Consider the following 21,133-nt stretch of genomic DNA (forward strand, 5'->3'; position numbering starts at 1 on the left):
CTGGGGGTTATCCACATCCACCAGAAAGTGGTTCGAGCAGAGACAGCGAGCCGATACCGGTCGGATAACCACCAAAAACTGGTTCCAGTGCCCTCCCGGCACCGGCGACCCACGATGAGCCCGCCAGGCCCAGCTCCCACCGCCAACGAACAAGCACACGCAACCACTAGTGCCCCGCCCTAGCTCCGCCAGGCCGAGTGGCGCGTCCGGTGCCACGACGCCGGACGCGGCACGCGTGCGTCTTGATGGGTGGATGCGGCCGTCAAACCTCGTCACTCAGGGTGAGCGTCGTGCGATACTGAAGCGGTGCACCGCCCAGGCAGACGCCGTAGTCAGCGGTCACTACACGAAGGTTTGACGGCCCGCTGACGTGCCCGTCCCACGGTCACTGTCGGCGACCGACGTCGGTGCCGCGACGCACCCGAGACGAGAGGGACCAGATCGATGAAACGCCTACTCAACGATGGCTATGACGCAGTAGAGGAGTTGCTGGACGGTTATGTGAAGGCCCACGGCGACGTCGTCAAGCTCGCCGACAACGAGCGGGTCGTCGTCCGCGTCACCCCGAGCGCCGAGCCGAAAGTGGGCATCATCTTCGGCGGCGGCAGTGGGCATGAGCCGCTGTTCCTCGGCTACGTCGGCGAGGGGTTGGCCGATGCCGCGGTGATCGGCAACGTGAACACCTCGCCCGACCCGATGGCCTGCTACGACGCGGTTACCGCGGTCGACCAGGGCAAGGGCTGCCTGTTCCTCTACGGCAACTATCAGGGCGACGTCCTGAACTTCGACATGGGCGCCGAGATGGCCGCTGACGACGGCATCCGGGTCGAGACGGTGCTGGTCACCGACGACGTCTACTCGGCCAAGGACAAGGCCGATCGGCGCGGCGTCGCCGGCGACGTGATCGTGCTGATGGCGGCCTGCGCGGTGGCCAACACCGGTGCCGATCTGGACGCCGTCAAGGCGGCCGCCCAGAAGGCGAACGACAACACCTACTCGATGGGTGTCGCGCTGTCGTCGTCCACGCTGCCGGTCACCGGCAACCCGATCTTCGACATCGGCCCCGACGACATGGAGGTCGGCATGGGCATCCACGGCGAGCCCGGCATCGAGCGCAAGAAGCTCGAGCCCGCGGACGCCGTGATGGACGAGATCCTCGGCATCGTGCTGCCCGACATGGACCTGAAGGCCGGCGAAGAGGTCGCGGTGATGATCAACGGCCTCGGCGGTCTGCCGCTGATGGACCAGTACATCTGTTACCGCCGGGTGCACGACGTGCTCAGCGACAAGGGCGTCTCGATCGTGAAGTCGATGGTCGGCAACTACGCCACCAGCATGGACATGATCGGCATGGGGGTCACCTTGGTTCGTTTGGACGACGAGCTCAAGGGCTGGCTGAATGCTCCGTTCAACGCCCCCTACCTGAAGCAGTGAGGGCGGCGACGGATGGCTGAGTTCGATCGCGACTACTTCATCGGGGCCTTCCGCCGGATGGCGGAGGCCGCCGAGGTAAACCGGGACGAGTGGACCAAGCTGGACGGCGACATCGGCGACGGCGACCACGGCATCAACATGAGCATCGGCTTCCGCGAGGTGGTCAAACAACTCAACGCCGTGTCGGACGACACCGATGTGGCAGGCCTGTTCAAGCTGGTCGGGATGACCCTGCTGCGCAAGGTCGGTGGGGCGTCCGGACCGCTGTACGGCAGCTTCTTCATGAAGGCCGGTGCCGAAGTGGCCGGACAGTCCGAGGTCTCCTTCGACGACCTGCGCCGGATGCTGCGCGCCGGGGTCACCTCGATCCAGCAGCGTGGCAAGGCCGAGCTGGGCGACAAGACGATGCTGGACAGCTATCTGCCCGGCCTCGACGTCCTGGAGGCCGCGGACGCCGGCGACCCCGGCGCCGCCCTGGACGCCTTCGTCGCCCGGATGCGGCAAGGCTCGGACGACACCATCCCCCTGGTGGCGAAGAAGGGTCGCGCGATGCGGCTGGGCGAGCGTTCGGTCGGCCATCGCGACCCCGGCTCCCAGTCGTCCTGGCAACTGATGAACTGCCTCCTGGAGGAATACCGAGCGCGCGCCTGATCGACCTTGTCGAGATCCCGGCACCCGTCATCCCGGCCACCCGGCGTCCGTCATCCCCGCGGACGCCGGGATCACGCCTGACAGTTCGGTCTGCGCTGGTCGAGCACCCGCAGCCCGCTCCTTCACGAAGCGAACCGGCCGGTAGTCGACATAGCGGAGATCCCGGCGTCCGCCGGGATGACGAAGAGCAGCGTCATGCCGACGAAGAACCGGACGGAGATGACGGCTCAGATGTTGGCGTTCAACCGCCACTGGCCGGAGTCACCGTTGCTGTTCATGTACCGGACGCCGGAGAGCTTCGCATCCGTCGGCACGTCGAAGACTATCCAGCCCTTCGCGCACTGACCGGGCTTGTACAGCCGTCCGCTGCCGTTGGGGTAGACCGGTACCGGCTCGGCATTGCCGTGCGTGGTACTGGCCGGGTATTCCTCGCTGTCGGGGCCGAGCAGCACCCAGCTGTCCCAGGTGAGTTCGATGCCGGCGATGGCCGCCACATTGCAGGTCTTCGCCATCACCAGCACCTGGCTGGCGCGATGCCCGGAGATCTTGGCGCGCTTGCTGTCCAGCACCGTGATGGTCACTTCGCCGTTGAGGTCGAGGACTTCGCCGGGGGCGCGGAATGCGCCGGCCGACCCGAGCGGCGTGGTGGTGGCCGACGGCGTCGAACTGGGCTCGGTGCTCGCCGACTCGCTGGGCTCGGTGCTCGCCGACTCGCTCGGCTCGAGGCTCGTCGAATCGTCGGGGTCCGGGCTGGCGGAGTCCAGGCTGGACGACGGCGAGGCGGAGTCGTCCGCCGACGCGGCCGAATCGCTGGGGGAGGGCCATGCCGAATCCGTGACGCTCGGTGAACCCGAAGGCGTCGTCGGCGCAATGGGGGTCCCCGGTTGGCCGATGGTGCAGGCGCTCAGGACCATCAGCGACAGCAATGTCAGCAGGCGTTTCATGGCCGAACCTTACGGCCACAGGGCCGTCCACCGATACCCCCGGCGGTGGCGCAGCCTCAGCAATACGCCTTCCAGGACCGGACCGGAGAGGAGGCGAGCACCGCCGCCAGGCCGGCGAGCCGAGCGCTCCACGGCCATTCGCGCGGGCGCCGGCCTGGCGACCGTCGTGCCGTCAGGACAGCGCGGCTTTCACCAGCGCGGCAGCAGTCTTGCCGTCCCCGCGTCCGGCGATCCGGGGCGTCACGCCCTTCATCACCTGACCCATCTGCCGCATGGTGGGCGGTGCGCCGAGCGCGGACGTCACGGCCGCCACCTCTTCGGCGACGATCGCGGCCAGCTCGTCGTCGGTGAGCCGCTGCGGGAGGAACTCGGCCAGGATCGCTGCCTCGGCGAGCTCCTTCTCGGCCAGCTCGGGACGGCCGCCCGCCGCATAGGCCTCCGCGGAATCCTTGCGCTTGGACACCTCACGGGCCAGCACGGCCTGCTCCTCGGCGTCGCTGAGTTCGCGTGCGGCCTTGCCGGCCACCTCCTCGTTGGCGATCGCGGCGAGGGCCATCCGGACGGTCGACTTGCGTGCCTCGTCGCGGGCCTTCATCGCCGTCACCAGTTCCTGCTTGAGGCGGTCCTTGCTCGCTGCCATGACTGTCGTGTTCCTTTCCCGCCGACGATCTGCCGGTTTTCCATTGTGTCATCGGCCCCAGAGGTTCCGGTCGCACAGCAAAATCGCTCTAGAGTTCTCGCGATGACCATGCGACTGTTCGCCGCCGTCGTCCCGCCTGCGGCGGTGCTCGACGTGCTGGAGGTGTTCGTCGAACCCCGACGATACGCCGATCCCGACCTGCGCTGGACGCCACGAGAAACCTGGCACCTCACTCTGGCCTTCTTCGGCGACGTCCCCGACGACCGCTTCGATCCGCTGACGGACGCCCTCGCCGGCGTCCGGGGTGGGCCGTTCCGGGTCGTCCTGGACGGCTCGGGCGCCTTCCCCAACCCGGCTGCTGGCCGTGTCCTGTTCCAGGCCGTGACCGATGGATCGGCAGAGCTGGACGGGCTCAGCAGACGCGTCCGGACCGCGGCAGACCGCGTTGGCGTGCCGTCCGACAATGCCAAACACCGGCCCCACCTGACCCTGGCCCGGCGCCGACGTCCGGGCGAACTGAGCCGGTGGCTGCGGGTGGTGGATAGCTTCCCGCCGCAGGGCTTCGAGGTGCCCTCGTTCGTCCTGGTGCGTTCCGACCTACGACCCTCCGGGGCGCACTACCAGGTGCTGGACGAGGTGACCCTAGACGGACGTCCGCACTCCGAGTGAGCCCGGCGCGCCCAGGGCAGGTGAGTAGGCTGAACCGGCTGTCCGACGAAGGGTGTGCCCAGATGACCTACCAGCCCGAGACCTTGGCCGTGCATGCCGGCCAAGAGCAGGCCGACCCGGCGACCAATGCGCGCGCGGTGCCGATCTACCAGACCACCTCGTATGTGTTCGACGACACCGAGCACGCCGCGAACCTGTTTGCGCTGAAGGTGCCGGGCAACATCTACACCCGCATCATGAACCCGACGCAGAACGTCTTCGAAGAGCGGATGACTGCCCTCGAGGGCGGGGTCGGAGCGCTGGCGACGGCGTCCGGTGCGTCGGCGATCACCTATGCGGTGCTGAACCTCACCTACGCGGGCGACAACATCGTCGCGCTCTCCACCCTCTACGGCGGTACCTACGCGCTGTTCGCGCACACCCTGCCGCAGTTCGGCATCGAGGTCCGTTTCGTCGACCCTGAGAAGCCGGACGAGTTGGCCCGGCACGTCGACGAGCGGACCAAGCTGGTCTTCGGCGAGACGATCGGCAACCCGCTGGTCAACGTGGTCGATCTGGACGCCTGGTCGGCGGCGGCCCATGCGCTGGGCCTTCCGTTCATCGTCGACAACACGGTGCCGACCCCCTATCTGTGCCGGGTATTCGAGCACGGCGTCGATGTCGCGGTGCATTCGGCCACCAAGTACATCGGTGGTCACGGCACCTCGGTCGGCGGCGTGATCGTCGACTCCGGCGCTTTCGACTGGACGGCGCACGCGGCACGCTTCCCTGGGCTGACCCAGCCCGACCACGCCTATCACGAGGTGGTCTGGACCGAGGCGGCTGGCAACCTGGCCTATATCATCCGGGCTCGCACCGTGCTGCTGCGCAACACCGGCGCGGCGGTGGCGCCGCTGAACTCGTGGCTGTTCCTGCAGGGCCTGGAGACCCTGCACCTTCGGATGGAGCGGCACAGCAGCAACGCGCTCGCCGTGGCCGAGTATCTGGAGAACCATCCGGCGGTGGCCTGGGTGAACTACCCGGGTCTGGAGTCCTCGCAGTGGAACGCGGTGTCCCAGCGGGTCCTGCCGCGCGGGGCGTCCGGGATCGTGTCGTTCGGGCTGAAGGCCGGACGCGAGGGCGGTTCGAAGCTGGTCGAGTCGCTGCAGTTGTTCAGCCATCTGGCCAACATCGGCGACGCCAAGTCGCTCGTCATCCACAACGCGTCCACCACGCACAGCCAACTCACCGCGGACGAGCTGGCCGCGGCCGGTGTCGCGCCCGAGATGGTGCGGCTGTCGATCGGCATCGAGCACGTGGACGACCTGATCGCCGATCTCGACCAGGCCCTGGCCCAGTTCTGAATGCCGGTTCGGACAGTCCCGGTTCGGGAAGTCCCCGTTCGGAAAGTCACGGTATGACCGACAACGGTTCGCTCGGCCTGGTCGAGACGCATACTGTCCGGCTGTTCACAGCCGACGACCCGCTGGTGCTGGACAGCGGATCGACGCTGGGGCCGGTCGACGTGGCGTACGAGACCTACGGCACCCTCGCCCCGGATCGCGATAACGCGGTCTTCATCTGCCATGCGCTGACCGGGGACGCCCACGCCGCCGGATTCCACCTCGGCGCCAAACGACCGGGCTGGTGGGACAACCTGATCGGCCCCGGCAAACCGCTGGACACCGACCGGTTCTTCGTGGTCTGCGCCAACCTGCTCGGCGGATGCCGTGGCACCACCGGCCCGTCCTCGATCGACCCGGCGACCGGACGGGTGTACGGCTTGGAGTTCCCTCTGCTCGACATGGCCGACTTCGTCTCGGTGCACCGGGCGCTGCTGGCCCATCTGGGCATCGAGAGGCTGCTGATCGCGCTAGGCGGCTCGCTCGGCGGGATGCAGGTACTGGAATGGGCATTGCGCCACCCCGAGCAGATCGCCAACGGGGCGATCGTCGCGGCCTCCTCCCGGCTCAACGCGCAGAACATCGCGTTTTCAGCGGTGGCCCGCCGGGCCATCATGGACGACCCCGACTTCAACGATGGACGCTACGCCGAAGCGGGCGTGATTCCCCGGCTGGGCCTGCGCACCGCGCGGATGATGGCGCATATCACCTACCTCAGCGAGGACGCGTTCAGCGAGAAATTCGGACGCACCCCGCACCCCGACCGGGACAAGCCCGGATTCGGCATCGACTTCGCCGTGGAGAGCTACCTCGACCATCAGGGCCGGGTCTTCATCGAGCGTTTCGACGCGCTGTCGTACCTGTACCTGTCGCGGGTGATGGACTACTTCGACCCGTTCAGCCGTCCGCACGCCACCGACGCGGTGGCGTTCTGCCCGGTGAAATTCCTGGTGGTGTCGTTCGACACCGACTGGCGGTTCAGCACCGAACACTCCCGACGGATCGTCAAACACCTGGAGCACGCCCGGCAGCCGGTCAGCTTCCGGGAGATCCCGGCCAGCTGGGGGCACGACTCGTTCCTGCTGCCCGTGCCGCGTTACCACGACACGCTGCGGGCCTGGTTCGACCGGGCCGGACGGGAGGGGCTGCGGTGAACCTGCGTCCCGATCTGAACCTGATCGCCCACCTGGTGCCCAACTCGTCGCGCGTGCTCGACCTGGGCTGCGGGAAGGGGTCGTTGCTGCGGCACCTGATCGCTGAGCACAACTGCACCGGCACCGGGGTGGAGATCGATCCCGAGAAGGTGCTCACCGCGATCACCGCGGGCGTCCCGGTGATGGAACTAGACCTGGACGCCGACCTCGGCCTGTTCGCGGCGGCGTCCTACGACACGGTGGTGCTGTCCCGCACCATCCAGACCATCCGCCGACCCGAGGTGGTGCTGCGCGAGATGGCCCGGATCGGCAGTCGGCTGATCGTTTCGGTGCCGAACTTCGGGTTGCTGCAACACCGGCTGATGCTGCTCCGGGGCCGGATGCCGATGTCCCGCGAGCTGCCCTACTCGTGGTACGACACGCCCAACCTGCGGTTCACCACGCTGGTCGACCTTGAGGATCTGTTTGCCAAACTCGGCCTGATGATCGAGCAGCGGATCAACCTGTCGCTGGCCGGCGAACCGCTCGGCAAGCACCTGCGAGCAGCGAATCTGCGCGCCGGCGCCGCGGTCTACGTGCTCGGCCGCGGCTGAGCAGGTTTCGCCGTCCCCTGGCTTGCTCAGGGTGCCACTTCGTCATCCCGCGCGTGCCCCTTCGTCATCCCGCACTTGCAACGGGATCTCCAAGGAGCGGCAGGCGCTGGGGAGATCCCGACGTCCGCCGGGATGACGGTTGCGGGGGTCGCGGGGGTCGCCGCCGGGATGACGGTTGCGGGCGCCGCGAGAGCTGCCGCCGGAATGGCGAAGCCAGTCAGGCGGCCATCAGTTCCGCCCGGCTGGGTGCGTAGGCCTTCGTCCGCAACGGCATGCCGGCCTCCGCAGGCGTCCGGTTCGCTTTCCGGGAATTGCAGGCATGACAAGCAGCGACGGTGTTCTTCCAGGTGTTCCGCCCACCGCGCGAGATGGGCAGGATGTGATCCACGGTGCTGGCCCGGTCGCCGCAGTAGCCGCAGGTGTGGGCATCCCGCTTCAACACACCGCGCTTCGTCCAGCCCGGCGCTCGGCCGTACAGGAAGGTGGTCTTGACGTAGCGCACCAGCCGGAGCACCTCGGGCTGCGGATGGTTGCCGAAGACCAGGTCGGGATGGGCGGACTCCACGACCGCCACCTTCCGCAACAACATGCCGATCGCATGCTGCAACGACACGGTGTGCAACGCGGTGTTGTCGGTGTTCAGGACGAGGACGGCCATTCAGACACTCCTTCCCGCTGGCTGCGGGCAAAAAGAAACCGTTCCGTGCAAGCGCGGAACGGTGCCAAGTGCAGGTCGAGGGAGAGGGCGCTCGGCCACGCTCCCTATCTGCACGCCGACGAGCCGGGCGGCGGGAACGCTTAGGCCCAAGCTGCTCATCGGTACTCCATCGGCTGAGGACGCGACAAGAGTAGCCCGAGTCGCCCACGCCGTCAGTGTGCGCCGCACCGCAGGCGGTGATCGAAAGGGAGAACGCGAAAAGTCCGCACTCGCAGTGCGCCTCGCGGCGTGCTGAGCGTGCCAGTGGCTGACGAGTGCGGACTTTCGTGTTCGGGGTCAGGCGTTGAGCGCCAGTGCGGCCACGATCCGGTCTGCGGGACCACCCAGATTGAGCAGGTCGGCGAGCTCGGCGAACACGTCCGGCTTGGCGGGGGCGGTCGGCAGCCGCAGGTCGTCCAGGGTGACGGCCAACGACAGATCGCGCCGGACACGCACCACCTCGCGTGCACCGGCCAGATAGTCGATGCCGGCGCTGAGCCGCGCGGTGAGCGCGGGGGAGAGCCGTTTCGCGGACGCCGCCGCCAGCACGCCCTCCAGGTCACCGTGGTCGGCGATCAGCCGCGAGGCGGTCTTCTCACCGATGCCAGCGACGCCCGGCAGTCCGTCGGAGGGGTCGCCGCGCAACGTGGCGAAGTCGGCATAGCCGGCCCCGTCCATCCCGTAGCGCTGCCGCAGCACCTCGTCGGTCACCCGTTCGTGGTTCCGGACGCCCTTCACCACCGACAGCACCCGCACCTGACGGGCGTCGTCGACCAGCTGGAACAGGTCACGGTCGCCGGTGATCACATCGACCGGCACGGACGCCGTGGACGCCAGCGTGCCGATCACGTCGTCCGCCTCGTGGTCGTCCGCGCCGACCACCGCGATGCCGAGGGCGTCCAGCACCGCCCGGATCAGCGGCACCTGCGGGCTGAGCTCGTCGGGCACCACCTCGAGCTCGCCGGCCAGGACCCGATGCGCCTTGTAGCTGGGCACCAACTCGACTCGCCAGGACGGTCGCCACGAGTTGTCCCAGCAGGCCGCCGCGTGGGTGGGCCGATACTCGGTGATGAACCTCGCCATGAAGTCGAGCAGCCCCCGGACGGCGTTCACCGGCTGCCCGTCGCCCGCGCGCAGCGAGGTCGGCAGACCGAAGAAAGCCCGGAAATACAGGGATGCAGTGTCATAAAGTTGTAAAAATTGCGGCTGCATGGGCACATCGTGACACGATTGGCCCATGGAGAGCACCGACCGCCAGATTCTCACGCTGCTGTCGAAGGACGGCCGGATGTCGTACACCGACATCGGACGGGCAACGGGACTGTCGACGTCGGCGGCGCAGCAGCGGGTCCGCAGGCTGGAGCAGCGCGGTCTGATCACCGGCTACCGGGCCGAGCTGAGCGCGGAGGCACTGGGCCTGGCGCTGACCGCGTTCATCGCGCTCAAGGGGACCGATCCGGCCATCGACGACCAGATTCCCGAACGGCTGGCGCCGCTGCCGAACGTGGTCTCCTGCTACTCCGTCGCCGGGGACGCCAGCTACATCCTGATCGTGCAGGTCGAGAGCCCGGCGGCACTTGAGACTCTGCTTGCCCAGATCCGGATCGCGTCCGGAGCCTCCACCCACACCACGCTGGTGCTGTCCGTGCCGATCCAGGGCCGCGCCGTCCTCTAGGAACAGCGTTGACCAGGGTTCTCCGTCCGGACGCTGCCGCGTCCGACAGCGCGGTGCGGGGAGTTGGATCCGACTGGGTAGCATCCCCACCGTGACCGACCGCCTGCGCGCCCTGCCTTGGTGGCTACGTAGTTCGCTGGCGGCACTGGCCGGTGCCGCGGCCACCCTCGGATTCGCCCCGACTGCGTGGTGGCCGATGCTCATCCTGGCCGTCGCGTGCCTGACTCTGCTGACGCTGGCGGCGCCGAGCTGGCGACAGGCGGCCGGCGCCGGATTCTGCTTCGGTCTGGCCTGGTATCTCACCGGCATCACCTGGCTCAGCGTCATCTTCGTCGAGGACATGATCGCGCTGTCGGCGCTCGAGGCCTGCTATCTGGCGATGCTCGGCCTGCTGCTGCGGCTGGCCGGACGCTCCCGCGCCTGGCCGGTCGTCGCGGCCGGCAGCTGGATGCTGGTCGAGTACGGGGTGAGCAATTTCCCGTTCGGCGGCTTTCCTTGGCTGCGGCTCGGCTACACCACGGTCGATTCGCCGCTGGCCGGGCTGCTGCCGCTGATCGGCGTCCCCGGTGCCGGGTTCGCCCTGGCTCTGGTGGCCCAGCTGCTGGCTTGGGCGGTGCTGGCGTCCGGGGGACGGCGTCGCCTGCTCGGCGCCGCGGCAGCGCTCGCCGTCCTGCTCAGCGGCCTGTCCGGTCTGTTGATCCCGGCAGGTGCCGAGCAGGGCAGCGTGACCGTCGGCTACGTCCAGGGCAACGCGCCCGGCGGCGGCATCTACGGGCTCGGCCAGCCCCGCACGATCACCTACAACCATCTCGCCGAAACCCGGCGGCTGGCCGGACGGATCGCCGCCGGCGAACTCCCGAAACCCGACTTCGTGGTGTGGCCCGAGAACGGCACCGATATGGATCCGTTCCGGGACGCCCAGACCGGTGCCGCGGTCGGCGCCGCGGTGGGCGCGGCCGGCGTCCCGATCCTGGTCGGCACCATCACCGAAGACCCGTCCGCCTACGAGCGGCAGACCGCCGCCATCGTCTGGTACCCCAACATCGGCCCAGGCGCCCGCTACGACAAGCGGAACCTGGTGCCGTTCGGCGAATGGGTGCCGCTGCGGTCGATCCTGGAGCCGCTGTTCCCGGTGGTGCGCTACGTCGGCGCGCAGTCGACGCCCGGTGTCGGCCCAGGCGTGCTGCCGATCGAATCGGCCGGACGGACGGTCAAGGTCGGCGACATCATCTGCTACGAGCTGGCCTACGACAGCACCGTGCACGACACGGTGCTCGGCGGCGGCCAGGTCACTGTGGTGCAGAGCAGCAACGCCATGTACGTCGGCACCCGGCAGGTCGCCCAGCAGTTCGCCATTACACGGGCACGGGCCGCCGAGACACGCCGGGAGGTTCTGGTGGTCACCACCACCGGCACCTCCGGGTTGATCGGTCCGGACGGCGGCGTCGCCTTCACCCTGCCCGAGTTCCAGTCCGCCTCGGGCGTCACCGAACTGCCGCTGCGCAGCGGCGCCACGCCGGCCGTGCTCTATTCGCGAGGGCTGGAGCTGGCCGGCCTGGCGCTCACCGTGCTCGCCCTCGGTCTGATCTGGTGGCGCCACCGGGCCACCGTTCGGGTGCGGCAGAATGGACGTTCGGAACCGACCCAGGAGAACAACCCGTGACCGAAACCGCGAGCAACGCCACCGCCGCTCCTCCGTGGGCTGAGTTGGGCAAGGTGCTCGTCATCATCCCCACCTACAACGAGGCCGAGAACATCATCCCGATCATCGAGCGGCTGCGCGCCGCCGTGCCGGACGCCGACGTCCTGATCGCCGACGACAACTCGCCCGACGGCACCGGCCGGATCGCCGACGACCTGGCGGCGTCCGACGACCATGTGCATGTGCTGCACCGGACGGCCAAGCAAGGCTTGGGCGCCACCTACATCGCGGGCTTCCGGTGGGGGCTGGAGCGCGGCTACGGCGTCGTGGTGGAGCATGACGCGGACGGTTCGCATCAGCCCGAACAGCTGCCCAGCATGCTGCGGGCGCTGAAGCGGGCCGACATGGTGAAGGGCTCGCGGTGGGTGCCCGGTGGGTCGATCAAGAACTGGCCCTGGCACCGCAAGGCGATCTCGCTGGGTGGCTCGCTGTGGTCGCGGATCATGCTCGGCATCCCGCTGAAGGACGTCACCGGCGGCTTCAGCGCGTTCCGGGCCGACACGCTGCGTGGTCTCGACCTGGACACTATCGAATCGGCCGGCTACGCCTTCCAGATCGACCTGGCCCGCCGGGCGATCGAACGCGGCTACCGGGTGGTCGAGGTGCCGATCGAGTTCATCGAACGCGAACGCGGCGACTCCAAGATGAGCGGCGGCATCGCGGTCGAGGCGATGCTGCTGACCACCCGCTGGGGAATCACGAAGCGCGGCGGTCAGGTCAAGAATTATCTCGGCTTCGCCAAGGACGCCGCGCCCGCGGTCGTCGGCGACGTCGGTGACAAGGTGCTCGCCGAGGCGCAGCGGCTCAGCCACGAGATCGGCAAGCTGGCCGCGGACGCCGCCGAACACCTCGGCCCCGAGGTCGAGAGATACGCCCAGCGGGCCAGCGCGGCGGTTGCCGAGCTCACCGACCGGATCCGCCGCGAGTCCGCCAAGCCGGGCAACGCCACGTTGAGCAACGACAAGCCGGACGCGGGCAAATGACCATCCCCCAGCAGCCGGTGCGCGGGCGGCGTCCATGGCTTGCCCCGCTGGTGCTGCTGTTCTTCGTTACCGTGCCGGTCGTCGAGGTGTGGCTGCTGGTCAGCGTCGGACAGACCATCGGCGTGCTGCCCACCCTCGCCGTGCTGGTGGTGCAGGCCTTCCTGGGCGGCTGGCTGATGCGGCAAGAGGGCGCCAAGGCGTGGCGGGCGCTCAACGAGTCGATCAGTTCCGGACGGCTGCCCGGTGGTCAACTGCTCGACCCGGTGCTGATCATGGTGGGCGGCGTCCTGGTGATGCTGCCGGGCTTCTTCACCGACGTCTTCGGGCTGATCTTCCTGCTGCCGTTCACCCGCCCGCTGGCCCGCGGCCTGCTCGGACTGTTCATCGCCCGGCGCGCCGCCCGCTCCGGCATCGACCTGAACCTGATCCGGGCCAAGGCGGAGCGCGACACCGTGATCCGGGGCGAGACCGTCCCCGATCAGCAGGGTTCTGGCGGGTCGACGCCCGATCAGCGGAGCGGCGCCGGTGAGGCGTCCGACCCGACCGTGATCAAGGGCGAGATCGAGTCGTAGGGGACCGCTGATCGAGCGCATCAAACCCGATCTGAGCTGAGGGGACGGGATGCGCTCGATCGCGCTTGTGATCAGCTGCCGCGGATCTCGTCCAGGCGCTCGGCCAGCAACTCCTCCAGCTCCTCGATGGAGCGGCGCTCGCGCAGCATGTCCCAGTGTGTGCGGGGCGGCTTGACCGCCTTCGCCTCGGGCTCGACGCCGTCCGACCGCCGAGCGACCGCGCCGCAACGCGGGCACTCCCACTCGGTCGGCAGGTCGGCCTCCTCGGCGAAGGTGACGGTGAAGTGATGGCCCTTGGGACAGTCGAAGCCGATGTCCTGCCGAGCCGCGAACTCGACGCCGGCGCCGTCCGCGAAGCTCTTCGAGCCCAGACCGGAACCACGCAATGATCGCTCAGCCATAACCTTCTCCCTCCAGTCCGGACGACCCAACGGTCGGCCCGGCCGGTTCCACGCTACCGGGTCACCCCAAGCTGGTCACAGGATTCTGGGCAACGCATTTCCGGCCTCGATGATTCCCCGGCGCATATCGAGCCGAGTCAGCAACAAGCCTCCGACTAGGAAGAAGAGCACCAGGGTCAGGATCGCCAGGCGATAGGAATGGCTGAACTGGAAGACCAGCGCGAAGCTCAGCGTGCCCAGCCAGCTGGTCCCGCGCTCCATCGCCTGATAGAAGCTGAAGTACTCCGACTCGCGGCCCTTGGGCACCAACTGGGAGTACATCGACCGGCTCAGCGCCTGCGTACCGCCCATCACCAGACCGATCGCCGCACCCAGCGCGAGCAGCGCTCCGACGATGTTCGCCGGCAGGAAGAAGGCGACCGAGACCACCCCAAACCAGATCGCGATCCCGATCAGGACGGTTCGTTTGGCGCCCAGCTTGGATGCCACGCGTCCGAACAGCAGCGCGCCGCCGAAAGCGACGAACTGGGTCAACAGGAAGGTGATCATCACTTGCGAGGTGTTCATGTTCAGTTCCAGTTGGGCGTACAGGCTCGACTGGCCGATCACCGTCTGGATGCCGTCGTTGAAGAACAGGTAGGCCACCAGGAACAGCAGCGTCTGCGGGTAGCGCCGCAGATCGACGAAGGTGTCGGCCAGCTGCCGCAGCGGGTTGGGGCGGACGGCGGGGGAGTGGCTGACCTGCTCCAGCGCGCGGGCCGGAAGCGAGCGCAGACCGAGCACCGGAATGATGGTGAACACCCCCCACCACAGGCCGGCCGACAGCAGGCTGAGCCGGATCGCCATGCCGTAGCTGATGCCGAACGACTCATAGCCGGTCATCAGCACCAGGTTGAGCCCTAGCAGCAGGCCACCGCCGAGGTAACCGAGCGCCCAGCCACGGCTGGAGACCCGGTCGCGGTCGTCGGGGGAGGCGATCCGGACCAGGATGCCGTCGTAGATCACCTGGGAGGAACCGATGCACAGGTTGGCCACGATCATCAGCACCGCGCCCAACTGCCAGTTGTCGCCGGCCAGCCAGAACATCGCGGACGCCGCGGCGGCGCCGACCCAGGCCATGCCGCCCATCCACCACTGCGGACGCCGGGAACGGTCGGCGATCACCCCGACCAACAGCAGCGCGACGGTGGTCAGGATGGTCGAGATGGTGACCAGGAAGGGGTGCACGGCGCCGGGCAGCACGCCGATGCCGAGCAGCGACACCGAGGTGTCGCAGACCGCGCCGTCCGGCAGGTCGGGGCAGGCGGCGTTGACTGCCAGGCTGGTCAGGTACGGGCCCAGGATCACCGTCGCCGTCGTGGTCACGTAGGCCGAGTTGGCCCAGTCGTACCAGTACCAGGCGCGTTGCTGCGGCGTGCTGCGCTGCCGGCGTCCGCGCCGACCGGTGCGGGGCTGTTCGGTGTCACTCATCGGCGTGCTCCCACAGGCCACGCCCGGCCAGCACCTGGGCGAGCACCTCGATCCGGTCGCTGACCAGCCCGTCCACGCCGGCATCGATCAGGCGTTCCATTTCGGCGCGATCGTTGATCGTCCAGACATGGACGGCGCGGCCGGCGGCGTGCGCCGTCCGGATCAGCCCGGGGCTGAGCACCGGCACCCGGTCGCCCCAGGCGCGCGCCGGGATCTGCAGGACGACACCCGCCGACCTGGCGATCCGGCGTCCGGGACCTGCGTAGGCCTGCCAGGCGACGCCGAGCGGCCCGGCCGCGGTGGCCACCCGGTCCCCGGTCAGCCGTCGGAACGTCCTGATCCGGGCCGACGAGAACGATCCGACGCAGACCCGGTCGTACGCGTTGTGGGCATCGATGGTGCGGACCAGTGGCTCGATCGCCTGCGGCACCTTCAGGTCGATGTTGAACCGGGCCGTGGGCAACGTCTCCAGCAGTTCGTCGAAGGTCGGGATCGGGTCGATGCCGGCGACCCGCGCCTGCTGCAGGACGTGCCACGGCAGCCGTTCGGGGACGCCGGTGGCATCCGTGACCCGATCCAGGGTGCTGTCGTGAAAGGAGAACAGGACGCCGTCGGCGGAGACGTGGGCGTCGGTCTCCAGGTAGCGGTAGCCGTAGTCGACCGCCCGGGTGAAGGCGTACAGGGTGTTCTCACGGGCGCGGTCGGCGTCGGCGAGGAAGCCGCCGCGATGCGCCATCGCGGCGAACCGTGTGTCGAAGAAGCGATAGTCGCCGGCCTGCACGGGCTCAGTATGGGTGAGGGAAGGCGACGAGGGCCATAATCGGGGCATGTCGGAGACTTCTGCACCCATTCGTCAAGCTCTGCGGGACGCCCTGCCCGGCGCCATGACGGCGCGGGATACGCCCGCCCGCAATGCGATCCGGTCGGCCCTGGCGGCCATCGAGAACGCCGAAGCGGTCGTCGTGGAGACGCCCGCCGACGGGGCCGCGGCGACCAGCGAGCATTTCGCGGGCACGGCCATCGGCGTCGGTGCCGCCGAGACCCCGCGCCGTGAGCTCGACGAGGACCACACCCTGGAGATCGTCAGCGTAGAACGGGACGAACGCCTTGCTGCAGCCGCCGAGTACCGGGCCAGGGGCGAGGAGCAGCGGGCCGCCGAACTGGAGGCCGAAGCTGCCGCACTGGACGCCTTCCTGTGCTGAATCGGGCTCTGGCTGGTGTACCTGTGGCTGTGGCGGCGATTGAGAGCGTTTCCACCCGGCGACGGTCTGCGACAGAATAGGGCCTCGTGACAACAATCCTGTCGATTCAGTCCTCGGTTGCGTACGGCCATGTGGGCAACAGCGCGGCAACCTTTCCGCTGATGCGTTCCGGCGTCGAGGTCTGGCCGGTGCTGACGGTGCACTTCTCCAATCACACCGGGTACGGCGAATGGCGCGGCCCGTTGTTGGACGCCGCCGATGTGGCCGAGGTGATCCGGGGGATCGACGACCGTGGCGTGCTGCCGCGGGTGGACGCCGTCCTGTCCGGCTATCAGGGCGCGGAAGCGGTCGGCGCCGTGGTGCTGGACGCCGTGAAACTTGTGAAAGAGCGCAGCCCACGGGCGATCTACTGTTGCGACCCGGTGATGGGCGATGTGGGCCGCGGATTCTTCGTCCGCCCGGGCATTCCCGAGTTCATGCGCGACCAGGTGGTGCCGAAGGCGCAGATCGTCACCCCGAACCATTTCGAACTCGACTTCCTGACCGGACGCGAGACCCACACCATGGACGAGGTGATCGACGCGGCGCAGGCCCTGCGGGCCGTCGGCCCCGAGACCGTCCTGGTCACGTCGGTGGTGGTGGACAGCACCGAGGACGATTCGCTGACCATGCTGGCCGTCACCGGTGAGGGTGCCTGGCAGGTCACCACCCCCCGCCTCGACCACACCTTTACCGGGTCGGGCGATCTCACCGCCGCGATGTTCCTGGCGCACTGGATGCGCACCCAGTCGGCCGCCCAAGCGGTTGGGGCGACCGCCGACATCGTCTACTCGGTGCTGAAGCAGACCGCCGATTCCGGTCTGCCCGAACTGCAGCTGGTGGCCGCGCAGGACGAGATTGTCGCCCCGACCTACCACTTCGACGTCCACCAGGTGCGCTGAGGCGTCCTGCTGCTCGATCCATCCAGCCGGAGGGAAAAGTCAGTCGCGGAAGACCTCGATCTGGGCGCCCAGGTTGTTCAGCCGGTTGGGCAGGTCCTCGTAGCCGCGGTTGATCACGTAGACGTCCCGCAGCACGCTGGTTCCGCGGGCCGCGAGGGCGGCGAGCAGCAGGCACACTGCCGGACGCAGCGCCGGGGGAGAGATCACCTCCTGGCCGCGCCAACGGGTCGGTCCGGTGACGATGATCCGGTGCGGGTCGAGCAGCTGGACGTTGGCGCCAAGCTTGGTCAGTTCGACCAGATGGATGGCCCGGTTCTCGTAGACCCAGTCGTGGATCATCGTCCGACCCTGCGCCACCGCGGCGATCACCGCAAAGAACGGCAGGTTGTCGATGTTCAGCCCGGGGAACGGCATCGGGTGGATCTTGTCCGCGCTGGCATGGAGCTCGGACGGGTGCACCGTGATGTCGACCAGTCGGGTGTTGTCGTTGTCGGCCGGATACTCCGGGGACAGGTCGAAGGCCTGACCCATCTCGGAGAGGATCGCCAGCTCGATTTCCAGGAACTCGATCGGGCAACGCCGGACGGTCAGCTCCGAGCCGGTGACGATAGCCGCGGTGAGCAGGCTCATGGCCTCGATCGGGTCCTCCGACGGCGCGAAGGCGACATCGGTGTCGATCACCGCCCGTCCGCGGACCCGCAGAGTGGTTGAGCCGATCCCGTCGATCCGGACGCCCAGCTGCTGCAGGAAGAAGCAGACGTCCTGCACCATGTAGTTGCTGCTGGCATTGCGGATCACCGTCTCACCGGGATGCCGGGCGGCAGCCATCAGGACGTTCTCGGTCACGGTGTCGCCCCGTTCGGTGAGGGTGATCGAGCGGTGCGAGTGCGGGTCGACCGGGCTGACCGAAGCGTGGTAGGACCCCTCGGTGGCCTTGATGTCGAGGCCGAAGTGCCGCAGCGCCTGGAGATGCGGAGTGACGGTACGGGTGCCCAGATTGCAGCCGCCGGCGTACGGCAGTTCGAACGACTGTTCGTCGTGCAGCAGCGGGCCGAGGAACATGATGATCGAGCGGGTCCGGCGGGCCGCCTCGACGTCCATGCTGCGCAGGTCCAGACGTTCCGGGCGGACCAGTTCCAGCTCGGTGCGGTCCGCCGACCAGGTGGCCCGGACGCCGATGCTGGTGAGCACCTCGAGGATCCGGTTGACCTCTTCGATCTGGGCGATGCCGCGCAGGACGGTGCGTCCGCGGTTGAGCAGGGACGCGCACAGCAGGGCGACCGCGGCGTTCTTGGACGACCGGACGTCGATCGAGCCGCTGAGCTTGGTCTCGCCACGGATCCGCAGATGCAGCGCGCCACCGGAGGTCTGCGGTTGCTGGAGGGCCTCGGCGATCCGGTTCATCAGGTCCACCGACAGCTCGCGCTGGCCGGCTTCGAGGTCGCCGACGGTCTCGCGCGAGGTGCCCAACTCGTCGGCCAACTCCTGTTGGGACAGTCCGCGTTGCCGGCGTGCGTCCCGGATCAGGTACCCGATGCTGGTGGGGGAGAGCTCTGCCACTCGGGCAGCATAGGCCATGGGATCGCGCCTCGATCGGGAGCGTTCACCGGCACAGGGTGCTCATCGCCGGCCCGGTGGGGCTGAAAACTGGGGAGGGCGTCCACTAGGGTGCTGCCCATGAGCGCACACTTCGACGTCGTTGTCCTGGGAGCGGGGCCTGGTGGCTATGTGGCCGCCATCCGCGCCGCACAGCTTGGCCAGAAGGTGGCCATCATCGAGAAGCAGTGGTGGGGCGGCGTCTGCCTCAACGTCGGCTGCATCCCCACCAAGTCGCTGCTCCGCAATGCGGAGCTGGCCCACATCTTCACCCACGAGAAGGACTTCTTCGGCATCGAGGGCGAGGTCACCTTCAACTTCGGCAAGGCGTTCTCGCGCAGCCGCGACGTGTCGAACCGGATGGTCGGCGGCATCCACTACCTGATGAAGAAGAACAAGATCACCGAGTACAACGGCTGGGGCACCTTCGTCGACGCCAAGTCGATCGAGGTCGCCACCGATTCCGGCACCGAGGTGATCACCTTCGACAACTGCATCATCGCCGCCGGCTCCACCACCCGGATGATCCCGGGCACGACGCGCAGCGCTCGCGTGTTCACCTACGAAGAGCAGATCCTCTCCGACGACCTGCCGGGCTCGATCATCATCTGCGGCTCCGGCGCGATCGGCACCGAGTTCGCCTACGTCCTGTCCAACTACGGGGTCAAGGTGACCATCGTCGAGTTCCTCGACCGGATGGTGCCGCTGGAAGACCCGGAGATCTCCGCCGAGTTGGCCAAGGCTTACAAGAAGCTGGGCATCCAGTTACTTACCTCCACCAAGGTCGAGGCCATCGAAGAGACCGCGACCGGCGTCCGGGTCACTGTCAGCCCAGCCCAGGGCGGCGAGCAGAAGGTGCTGGAGGCCGACCGCGTGCTGCAGTCGATCGGTTTCGCCCCGCGCACCCAGGGCTACGGCCTGGAGAAGCTGGGCGTCGAGCTGACCGAACGCGGCGCGATCAAGATCGACGACTACATGCGCACCAACGTGCCCGGCATCTACGCCATCGGCGACGTCACCATGAAGCTCGCGCTGGCGCACACCGCCGAGGCCCAGGGTGTCGTCGCTGCCGAGACGATCGTCGGCGCCGAGACGATGCCGATCAACTACGACATGATCCCGCGGGCCACCTACTGCCAGCCGCAGATCGGTTCGTTCGGCTACACCGAGGCCCAGGCAAAGGAGCGCGGCTACGACGTGAAGGTGGCCAAATTCCCGTTCAGCGCGAACGGCAAGGCGCACGGACTGGGCGACGCGGTCGGCTTCATCAAGGTGGTCGCGGACGCCGAGCACAACGAGATCCTGGGTGCCCACATGGTCGGCCCCGACGTCACCGAGTTGCTGCCCGAGCTGACTCTGGCCCAGCAGTGGGATCTGACCGCCGACGAGGTGGGCCGCAACATCCACGCCCACCCGACCCTGTCCGAGGCGTTGAAGGAGGCCGTCGAGGGAATCGCCGGCCACATGATCAACTTCTGAGCTGAGCCGCCAGCCGCCGACCGGGCCCCGCTCTTCGGGGCCCGGTCGGCGGCGTTCTGGGCTGCGGTGTGCCGGTTGATGAAGGTTCCAGCCACCCTGAATCGGGTCATTGGTAGGATCGCAGCATGAGCGCCGATGTCACCTACCAGAAGGCGTCCTGGACGATTCCTGCCGATGTGCTGAGGTCAGTGCGCGAGCGGGTGCCGCGTGGCCAAGTATCGGCTTATGTGACCGAGGCATTGCGGCGGCAGCTTGAACTGGACGACCTTGCCGCCTTGGTCGAGGAGTTGGAAGCCGACGGCGGTCCGGTGGACGAGGCCAACGTGGCCCGCTACATGGACGAGATGCGGTGAGCAGTCCGCGACCACGCACGGTCGTGCTGGACACCGAGGCCGTCGTTGCCGCGAGCCGGAACGAACAGCTCATGCGGGATCGGCTCGCGGCGGCCCGGCGCAACGAGCAGCGAGTCGTCGTCCCAGCCATCGTGCTTGCCGAGTCGATCACCGGCAAGCCGAGCGACGCCCGGCTGTGGCGGGTACTGGGGAAGCTGCCCAATGTGGACGTCACCAGCGGTCTTGCGGCCCAGGCTGCGGTGCTGCGCGAGCGCGCGGAGCCGCTACGGCGAAAGAAGCGCGATCTCACCGTCGACGCGGTCGTGGCGGCAGTGGCCGTTTCCCTTCAGCCAGCGGTCATCGTGACTGGGGATCCAGCGGACCTCCGGCTGCTCACCGACGGGTCGGACGTGAAGGTCGTGGACGCCAACAGGTAGGGCGAGAGCGATCGGCAGCACCCGCTGTCGACGAGGGCTGGGCACCACACCCTGGCGATAATCGAAACTGTGTTCTAGTATTGTCCCATGAGTCTCGAGTTCCAGGTCACTTTCGATTGTCATGATCCGCGGGCGCTGTCGATCTTCTGGCGTGACGTGCTCGGCTACGTGCATCCGGC

General features: G+C 68.2%; 23 protein-coding genes and 1 pseudogene. 16 read left to right on the forward strand and 8 right to left on the reverse strand.

The genetic code is table 11. From position 1 onward, the window contains the following. Positions 1-444: 444 nt before the first annotated feature. Positions 445-1,434 carry a dihydroxyacetone kinase subunit DhaK gene (locus QM619_RS13315; protein WP_415109476.1) on the forward strand — a complete coding sequence of 330 codons (990 nt, stop codon included), beginning with the start codon at positions 445-447 and terminating at the stop codon, positions 1,432-1,434. Between the two features lie 12 nt (positions 1,435-1,446). Beyond that, positions 1,447-2,085, forward strand: a complete 639-nt coding sequence (gene dhaL, locus QM619_RS13320; RefSeq protein WP_415109479.1) for a dihydroxyacetone kinase subunit DhaL — start codon at positions 1,447-1,449, stop codon at positions 2,083-2,085. Positions 2,086-2,312: 227 nt separating this feature from the next. Here dhaL and QM619_RS13325 read toward each other — a convergent pair whose 3' ends face one another. Together QM619_RS13325 and QM619_RS13330 are read right to left on the reverse strand one after the other, a co-directional pair. Then, complete coding sequence (locus tag QM619_RS13325; RefSeq protein ID WP_415109482.1) at positions 2,313-3,029, reverse strand: hypothetical protein; 717 nt, start codon at positions 3,027-3,029, stop codon at positions 2,313-2,315. 172 nt (positions 3,030-3,201) lie between these two features. Further along, entirely contained in the window at positions 3,202-3,669 is a 468-nt protein-coding gene (locus tag QM619_RS13330; protein WP_415109485.1) for a GatB/YqeY domain-containing protein, read from the reverse strand. Between the two features lie 102 nt (positions 3,670-3,771). Here QM619_RS13330 and thpR point away from each other — a divergent pair, with 102 nt between their 5' ends. The 4 genes from thpR to metW all read left to right on the forward strand — a co-directional run bounded on the left by thpR (position 3,772) and on the right by metW (position 7,467). Then, the gene (thpR, locus tag QM619_RS13335; RefSeq protein WP_415109488.1) at positions 3,772-4,338 is read left to right on the forward strand and encodes an RNA 2',3'-cyclic phosphodiesterase; all 567 of its coding nucleotides are present in this window, start codon (positions 3,772-3,774) and stop codon (positions 4,336-4,338) included. Positions 4,339-4,400: 62 nt separating this feature from the next. Then, positions 4,401-5,681 (forward strand): O-acetylhomoserine aminocarboxypropyltransferase/cysteine synthase family protein, encoded by a 1,281-nt coding sequence (locus QM619_RS13340; RefSeq protein WP_415109491.1) that lies wholly within the window; start codon positions 4,401-4,403, stop codon positions 5,679-5,681. Positions 5,682-5,734: 53 nt separating this feature from the next. Next, entirely contained in the window at positions 5,735-6,874 is a 1,140-nt protein-coding gene (gene metX / locus QM619_RS13345; protein WP_415109494.1) for a homoserine O-acetyltransferase MetX, read from the forward strand. Continuing rightward, positions 6,871-7,467: a methionine biosynthesis protein MetW gene (gene metW, locus QM619_RS13350; RefSeq protein WP_415109497.1), complete on the forward strand. Its 597-nt coding sequence runs from the start codon at positions 6,871-6,873 to the stop codon at positions 7,465-7,467. Before metX ends, metW begins: the two co-directional genes overlap by 4 nt. A 217-nt stretch (positions 7,468-7,684) precedes the next feature. On the opposite strand, the gene QM619_RS13355 is transcribed toward metW, so the two are convergent. Next, entirely contained in the window at positions 7,685-8,125 is a 441-nt protein-coding gene (locus tag QM619_RS13355) for an HNH endonuclease (protein ID WP_415109500.1), read from the reverse strand. Positions 8,126-8,461: 336 nt separating this feature from the next. Then, on the reverse strand, positions 8,462-9,376 hold the full coding sequence (locus tag QM619_RS13360) for a 5'-3' exonuclease (protein WP_415109503.1): 915 nt from the start codon (positions 9,374-9,376) through the stop codon (positions 8,462-8,464). A gap of 25 nt (positions 9,377-9,401) precedes the next feature. Between QM619_RS13360 and QM619_RS13365 the strand changes: the two genes are divergently transcribed. The 4 genes and pseudogenes from QM619_RS13365 to QM619_RS13380 all read left to right on the forward strand — a co-directional run bounded on the left by QM619_RS13365 (position 9,402) and on the right by QM619_RS13380 (position 13,096). Continuing rightward, complete coding sequence (locus QM619_RS13365) at positions 9,402-9,839, forward strand: Lrp/AsnC family transcriptional regulator (RefSeq protein ID WP_415109506.1); 438 nt, start codon at positions 9,402-9,404, stop codon at positions 9,837-9,839. Between the two features lie 91 nt (positions 9,840-9,930). Continuing rightward, positions 9,931-11,502: an apolipoprotein N-acyltransferase gene (gene lnt / locus QM619_RS13370; protein ID WP_415109509.1), complete on the forward strand. Its 1,572-nt coding sequence runs from the start codon at positions 9,931-9,933 to the stop codon at positions 11,500-11,502. A 44-nt stretch (positions 11,503-11,546) separates the two neighbouring features. Further along, positions 11,547-12,323: pseudogene (locus QM619_RS13375) on the forward strand (polyprenol monophosphomannose synthase); the annotation flags it as partial. 197 nt (positions 12,324-12,520) lie between these two features. Beyond that, entirely contained in the window at positions 12,521-13,096 is a 576-nt protein-coding gene (locus QM619_RS13380) for an FxsA family protein (protein WP_415109512.1), read from the forward strand. Positions 13,097-13,167: 71 nt separating this feature from the next. On the opposite strand, the gene QM619_RS13385 is transcribed toward QM619_RS13380, so the two are convergent. The 3 genes from QM619_RS13385 to QM619_RS13395 form a co-directional block, all read right to left on the reverse strand. Continuing rightward, positions 13,168-13,497, reverse strand: coding sequence for an RNA polymerase-binding protein RbpA (locus QM619_RS13385; RefSeq protein ID WP_415109515.1), 330 nt, complete (start codon positions 13,495-13,497; stop codon positions 13,168-13,170). Between the two features lie 75 nt (positions 13,498-13,572). Further along, complete coding sequence (locus QM619_RS13390) at positions 13,573-14,967, reverse strand: MFS transporter (RefSeq protein WP_415109518.1); 1,395 nt, start codon at positions 14,965-14,967, stop codon at positions 13,573-13,575. Further along, complete coding sequence (locus QM619_RS13395; RefSeq protein ID WP_415109521.1) at positions 14,960-15,748, reverse strand: glycerophosphodiester phosphodiesterase family protein; 789 nt, start codon at positions 15,746-15,748, stop codon at positions 14,960-14,962. The genes QM619_RS13390 and QM619_RS13395 overlap by 8 nt, the downstream gene beginning before the upstream one ends. A 46-nt stretch (positions 15,749-15,794) precedes the next feature. On the opposite strand from QM619_RS13395, the gene QM619_RS13400 reads away from it, so the two are divergent. Together QM619_RS13400 and pdxY are read left to right on the forward strand one after the other, a co-directional pair. Next, positions 15,795-16,169, forward strand: a complete 375-nt coding sequence (locus QM619_RS13400; protein ID WP_415109524.1) for a hypothetical protein — start codon at positions 15,795-15,797, stop codon at positions 16,167-16,169. Positions 16,170-16,255: 86 nt separating this feature from the next. Continuing rightward, the gene (gene pdxY, locus QM619_RS13405; protein WP_415109527.1) at positions 16,256-17,110 is read left to right on the forward strand and encodes a pyridoxal kinase PdxY; all 855 of its coding nucleotides are present in this window, start codon (positions 16,256-16,258) and stop codon (positions 17,108-17,110) included. A gap of 39 nt (positions 17,111-17,149) precedes the next feature. On the opposite strand, the gene QM619_RS13410 is transcribed toward pdxY, so the two are convergent. Beyond that, positions 17,150-18,670 (reverse strand): UDP-N-acetylglucosamine 1-carboxyvinyltransferase, encoded by a 1,521-nt coding sequence (locus tag QM619_RS13410; protein WP_415109530.1) that lies wholly within the window; start codon positions 18,668-18,670, stop codon positions 17,150-17,152. A 117-nt stretch (positions 18,671-18,787) separates the two neighbouring features. On the opposite strand from QM619_RS13410, the gene lpdA reads away from it, so the two are divergent. The 4 genes from lpdA to QM619_RS13430 form a co-directional block, all read left to right on the forward strand. Then, on the forward strand, positions 18,788-20,185 hold the full coding sequence (gene lpdA / locus QM619_RS13415; protein ID WP_415109533.1) for a dihydrolipoyl dehydrogenase: 1,398 nt from the start codon (positions 18,788-18,790) through the stop codon (positions 20,183-20,185). Between the two features lie 125 nt (positions 20,186-20,310). Further along, the gene (locus QM619_RS13420; protein WP_415109536.1) at positions 20,311-20,538 is read left to right on the forward strand and encodes a hypothetical protein; all 228 of its coding nucleotides are present in this window, start codon (positions 20,311-20,313) and stop codon (positions 20,536-20,538) included. Positions 20,539-20,561: 23 nt separating this feature from the next. After that, positions 20,562-20,954: a PIN domain-containing protein gene (locus QM619_RS13425; protein WP_415109539.1), complete on the forward strand. Its 393-nt coding sequence runs from the start codon at positions 20,562-20,564 to the stop codon at positions 20,952-20,954. A gap of 87 nt (positions 20,955-21,041) precedes the next feature. After that, positions 21,042-21,133, forward strand: a 92-nt coding sequence (locus tag QM619_RS13430) for a VOC family protein (protein WP_415109542.1), incomplete at its 3' end; no start/stop codon positions are given.

This window comes from Micropruina sp., from assembly GCF_047606665.1.
Taxonomy (GTDB): Bacteria; Actinomycetota; Actinomycetes; order Propionibacteriales; family Propionibacteriaceae; genus Micropruina.

Excerpts from the sequence above, each read along its gene's own strand:
- QM619_RS13380 (WP_415109512.1), top strand. The coding sequence starts at position 12,521 with ATGACCATCCCCCAGCAGCCGGTGCGCGGGCGGCGTCCATGGCTTGCC.
- QM619_RS13390 (WP_415109518.1), bottom strand. The coding sequence starts at position 14,967 with ATGAGTGACACCGAACAGCCCCGCACCGGTCGGCGCGGACGCCGGCAG.
- QM619_RS13315 (WP_415109476.1), top strand. The coding sequence starts at position 445 with ATGAAACGCCTACTCAACGATGGCTATGACGCAGTAGAGGAGTTGCTG.
- QM619_RS13355 (WP_415109500.1), bottom strand. The coding sequence starts at position 8,125 with ATGGCCGTCCTCGTCCTGAACACCGACAACACCGCGTTGCACACCGTG.
- QM619_RS13400 (WP_415109524.1), top strand. The coding sequence starts at position 15,795 with ATGTCGGAGACTTCTGCACCCATTCGTCAAGCTCTGCGGGACGCCCTG.
- QM619_RS13365 (WP_415109506.1), top strand. The coding sequence starts at position 9,402 with ATGGAGAGCACCGACCGCCAGATTCTCACGCTGCTGTCGAAGGACGGC.
- QM619_RS13420 (WP_415109536.1), top strand. The coding sequence starts at position 20,311 with ATGAGCGCCGATGTCACCTACCAGAAGGCGTCCTGGACGATTCCTGCC.
- QM619_RS13330 (WP_415109485.1), bottom strand. The coding sequence starts at position 3,669 with ATGGCAGCGAGCAAGGACCGCCTCAAGCAGGAACTGGTGACGGCGATG.
- QM619_RS13325 (WP_415109482.1), bottom strand. The coding sequence starts at position 3,029 with ATGAAACGCCTGCTGACATTGCTGTCGCTGATGGTCCTGAGCGCCTGC.
- lpdA (WP_415109533.1), top strand. The coding sequence starts at position 18,788 with ATGAGCGCACACTTCGACGTCGTTGTCCTGGGAGCGGGGCCTGGTGGC.
- dhaL (WP_415109479.1), top strand. The coding sequence starts at position 1,447 with ATGGCTGAGTTCGATCGCGACTACTTCATCGGGGCCTTCCGCCGGATG.
- QM619_RS13340 (WP_415109491.1), top strand. The coding sequence starts at position 4,401 with ATGACCTACCAGCCCGAGACCTTGGCCGTGCATGCCGGCCAAGAGCAG.
- metX (WP_415109494.1), top strand. The coding sequence starts at position 5,735 with ATGACCGACAACGGTTCGCTCGGCCTGGTCGAGACGCATACTGTCCGG.
- QM619_RS13360 (WP_415109503.1), bottom strand. The coding sequence starts at position 9,376 with ATGCAGCCGCAATTTTTACAACTTTATGACACTGCATCCCTGTATTTC.
- QM619_RS13385 (WP_415109515.1), bottom strand. The coding sequence starts at position 13,497 with ATGGCTGAGCGATCATTGCGTGGTTCCGGTCTGGGCTCGAAGAGCTTC.
- thpR (WP_415109488.1), top strand. The coding sequence starts at position 3,772 with ATGACCATGCGACTGTTCGCCGCCGTCGTCCCGCCTGCGGCGGTGCTC.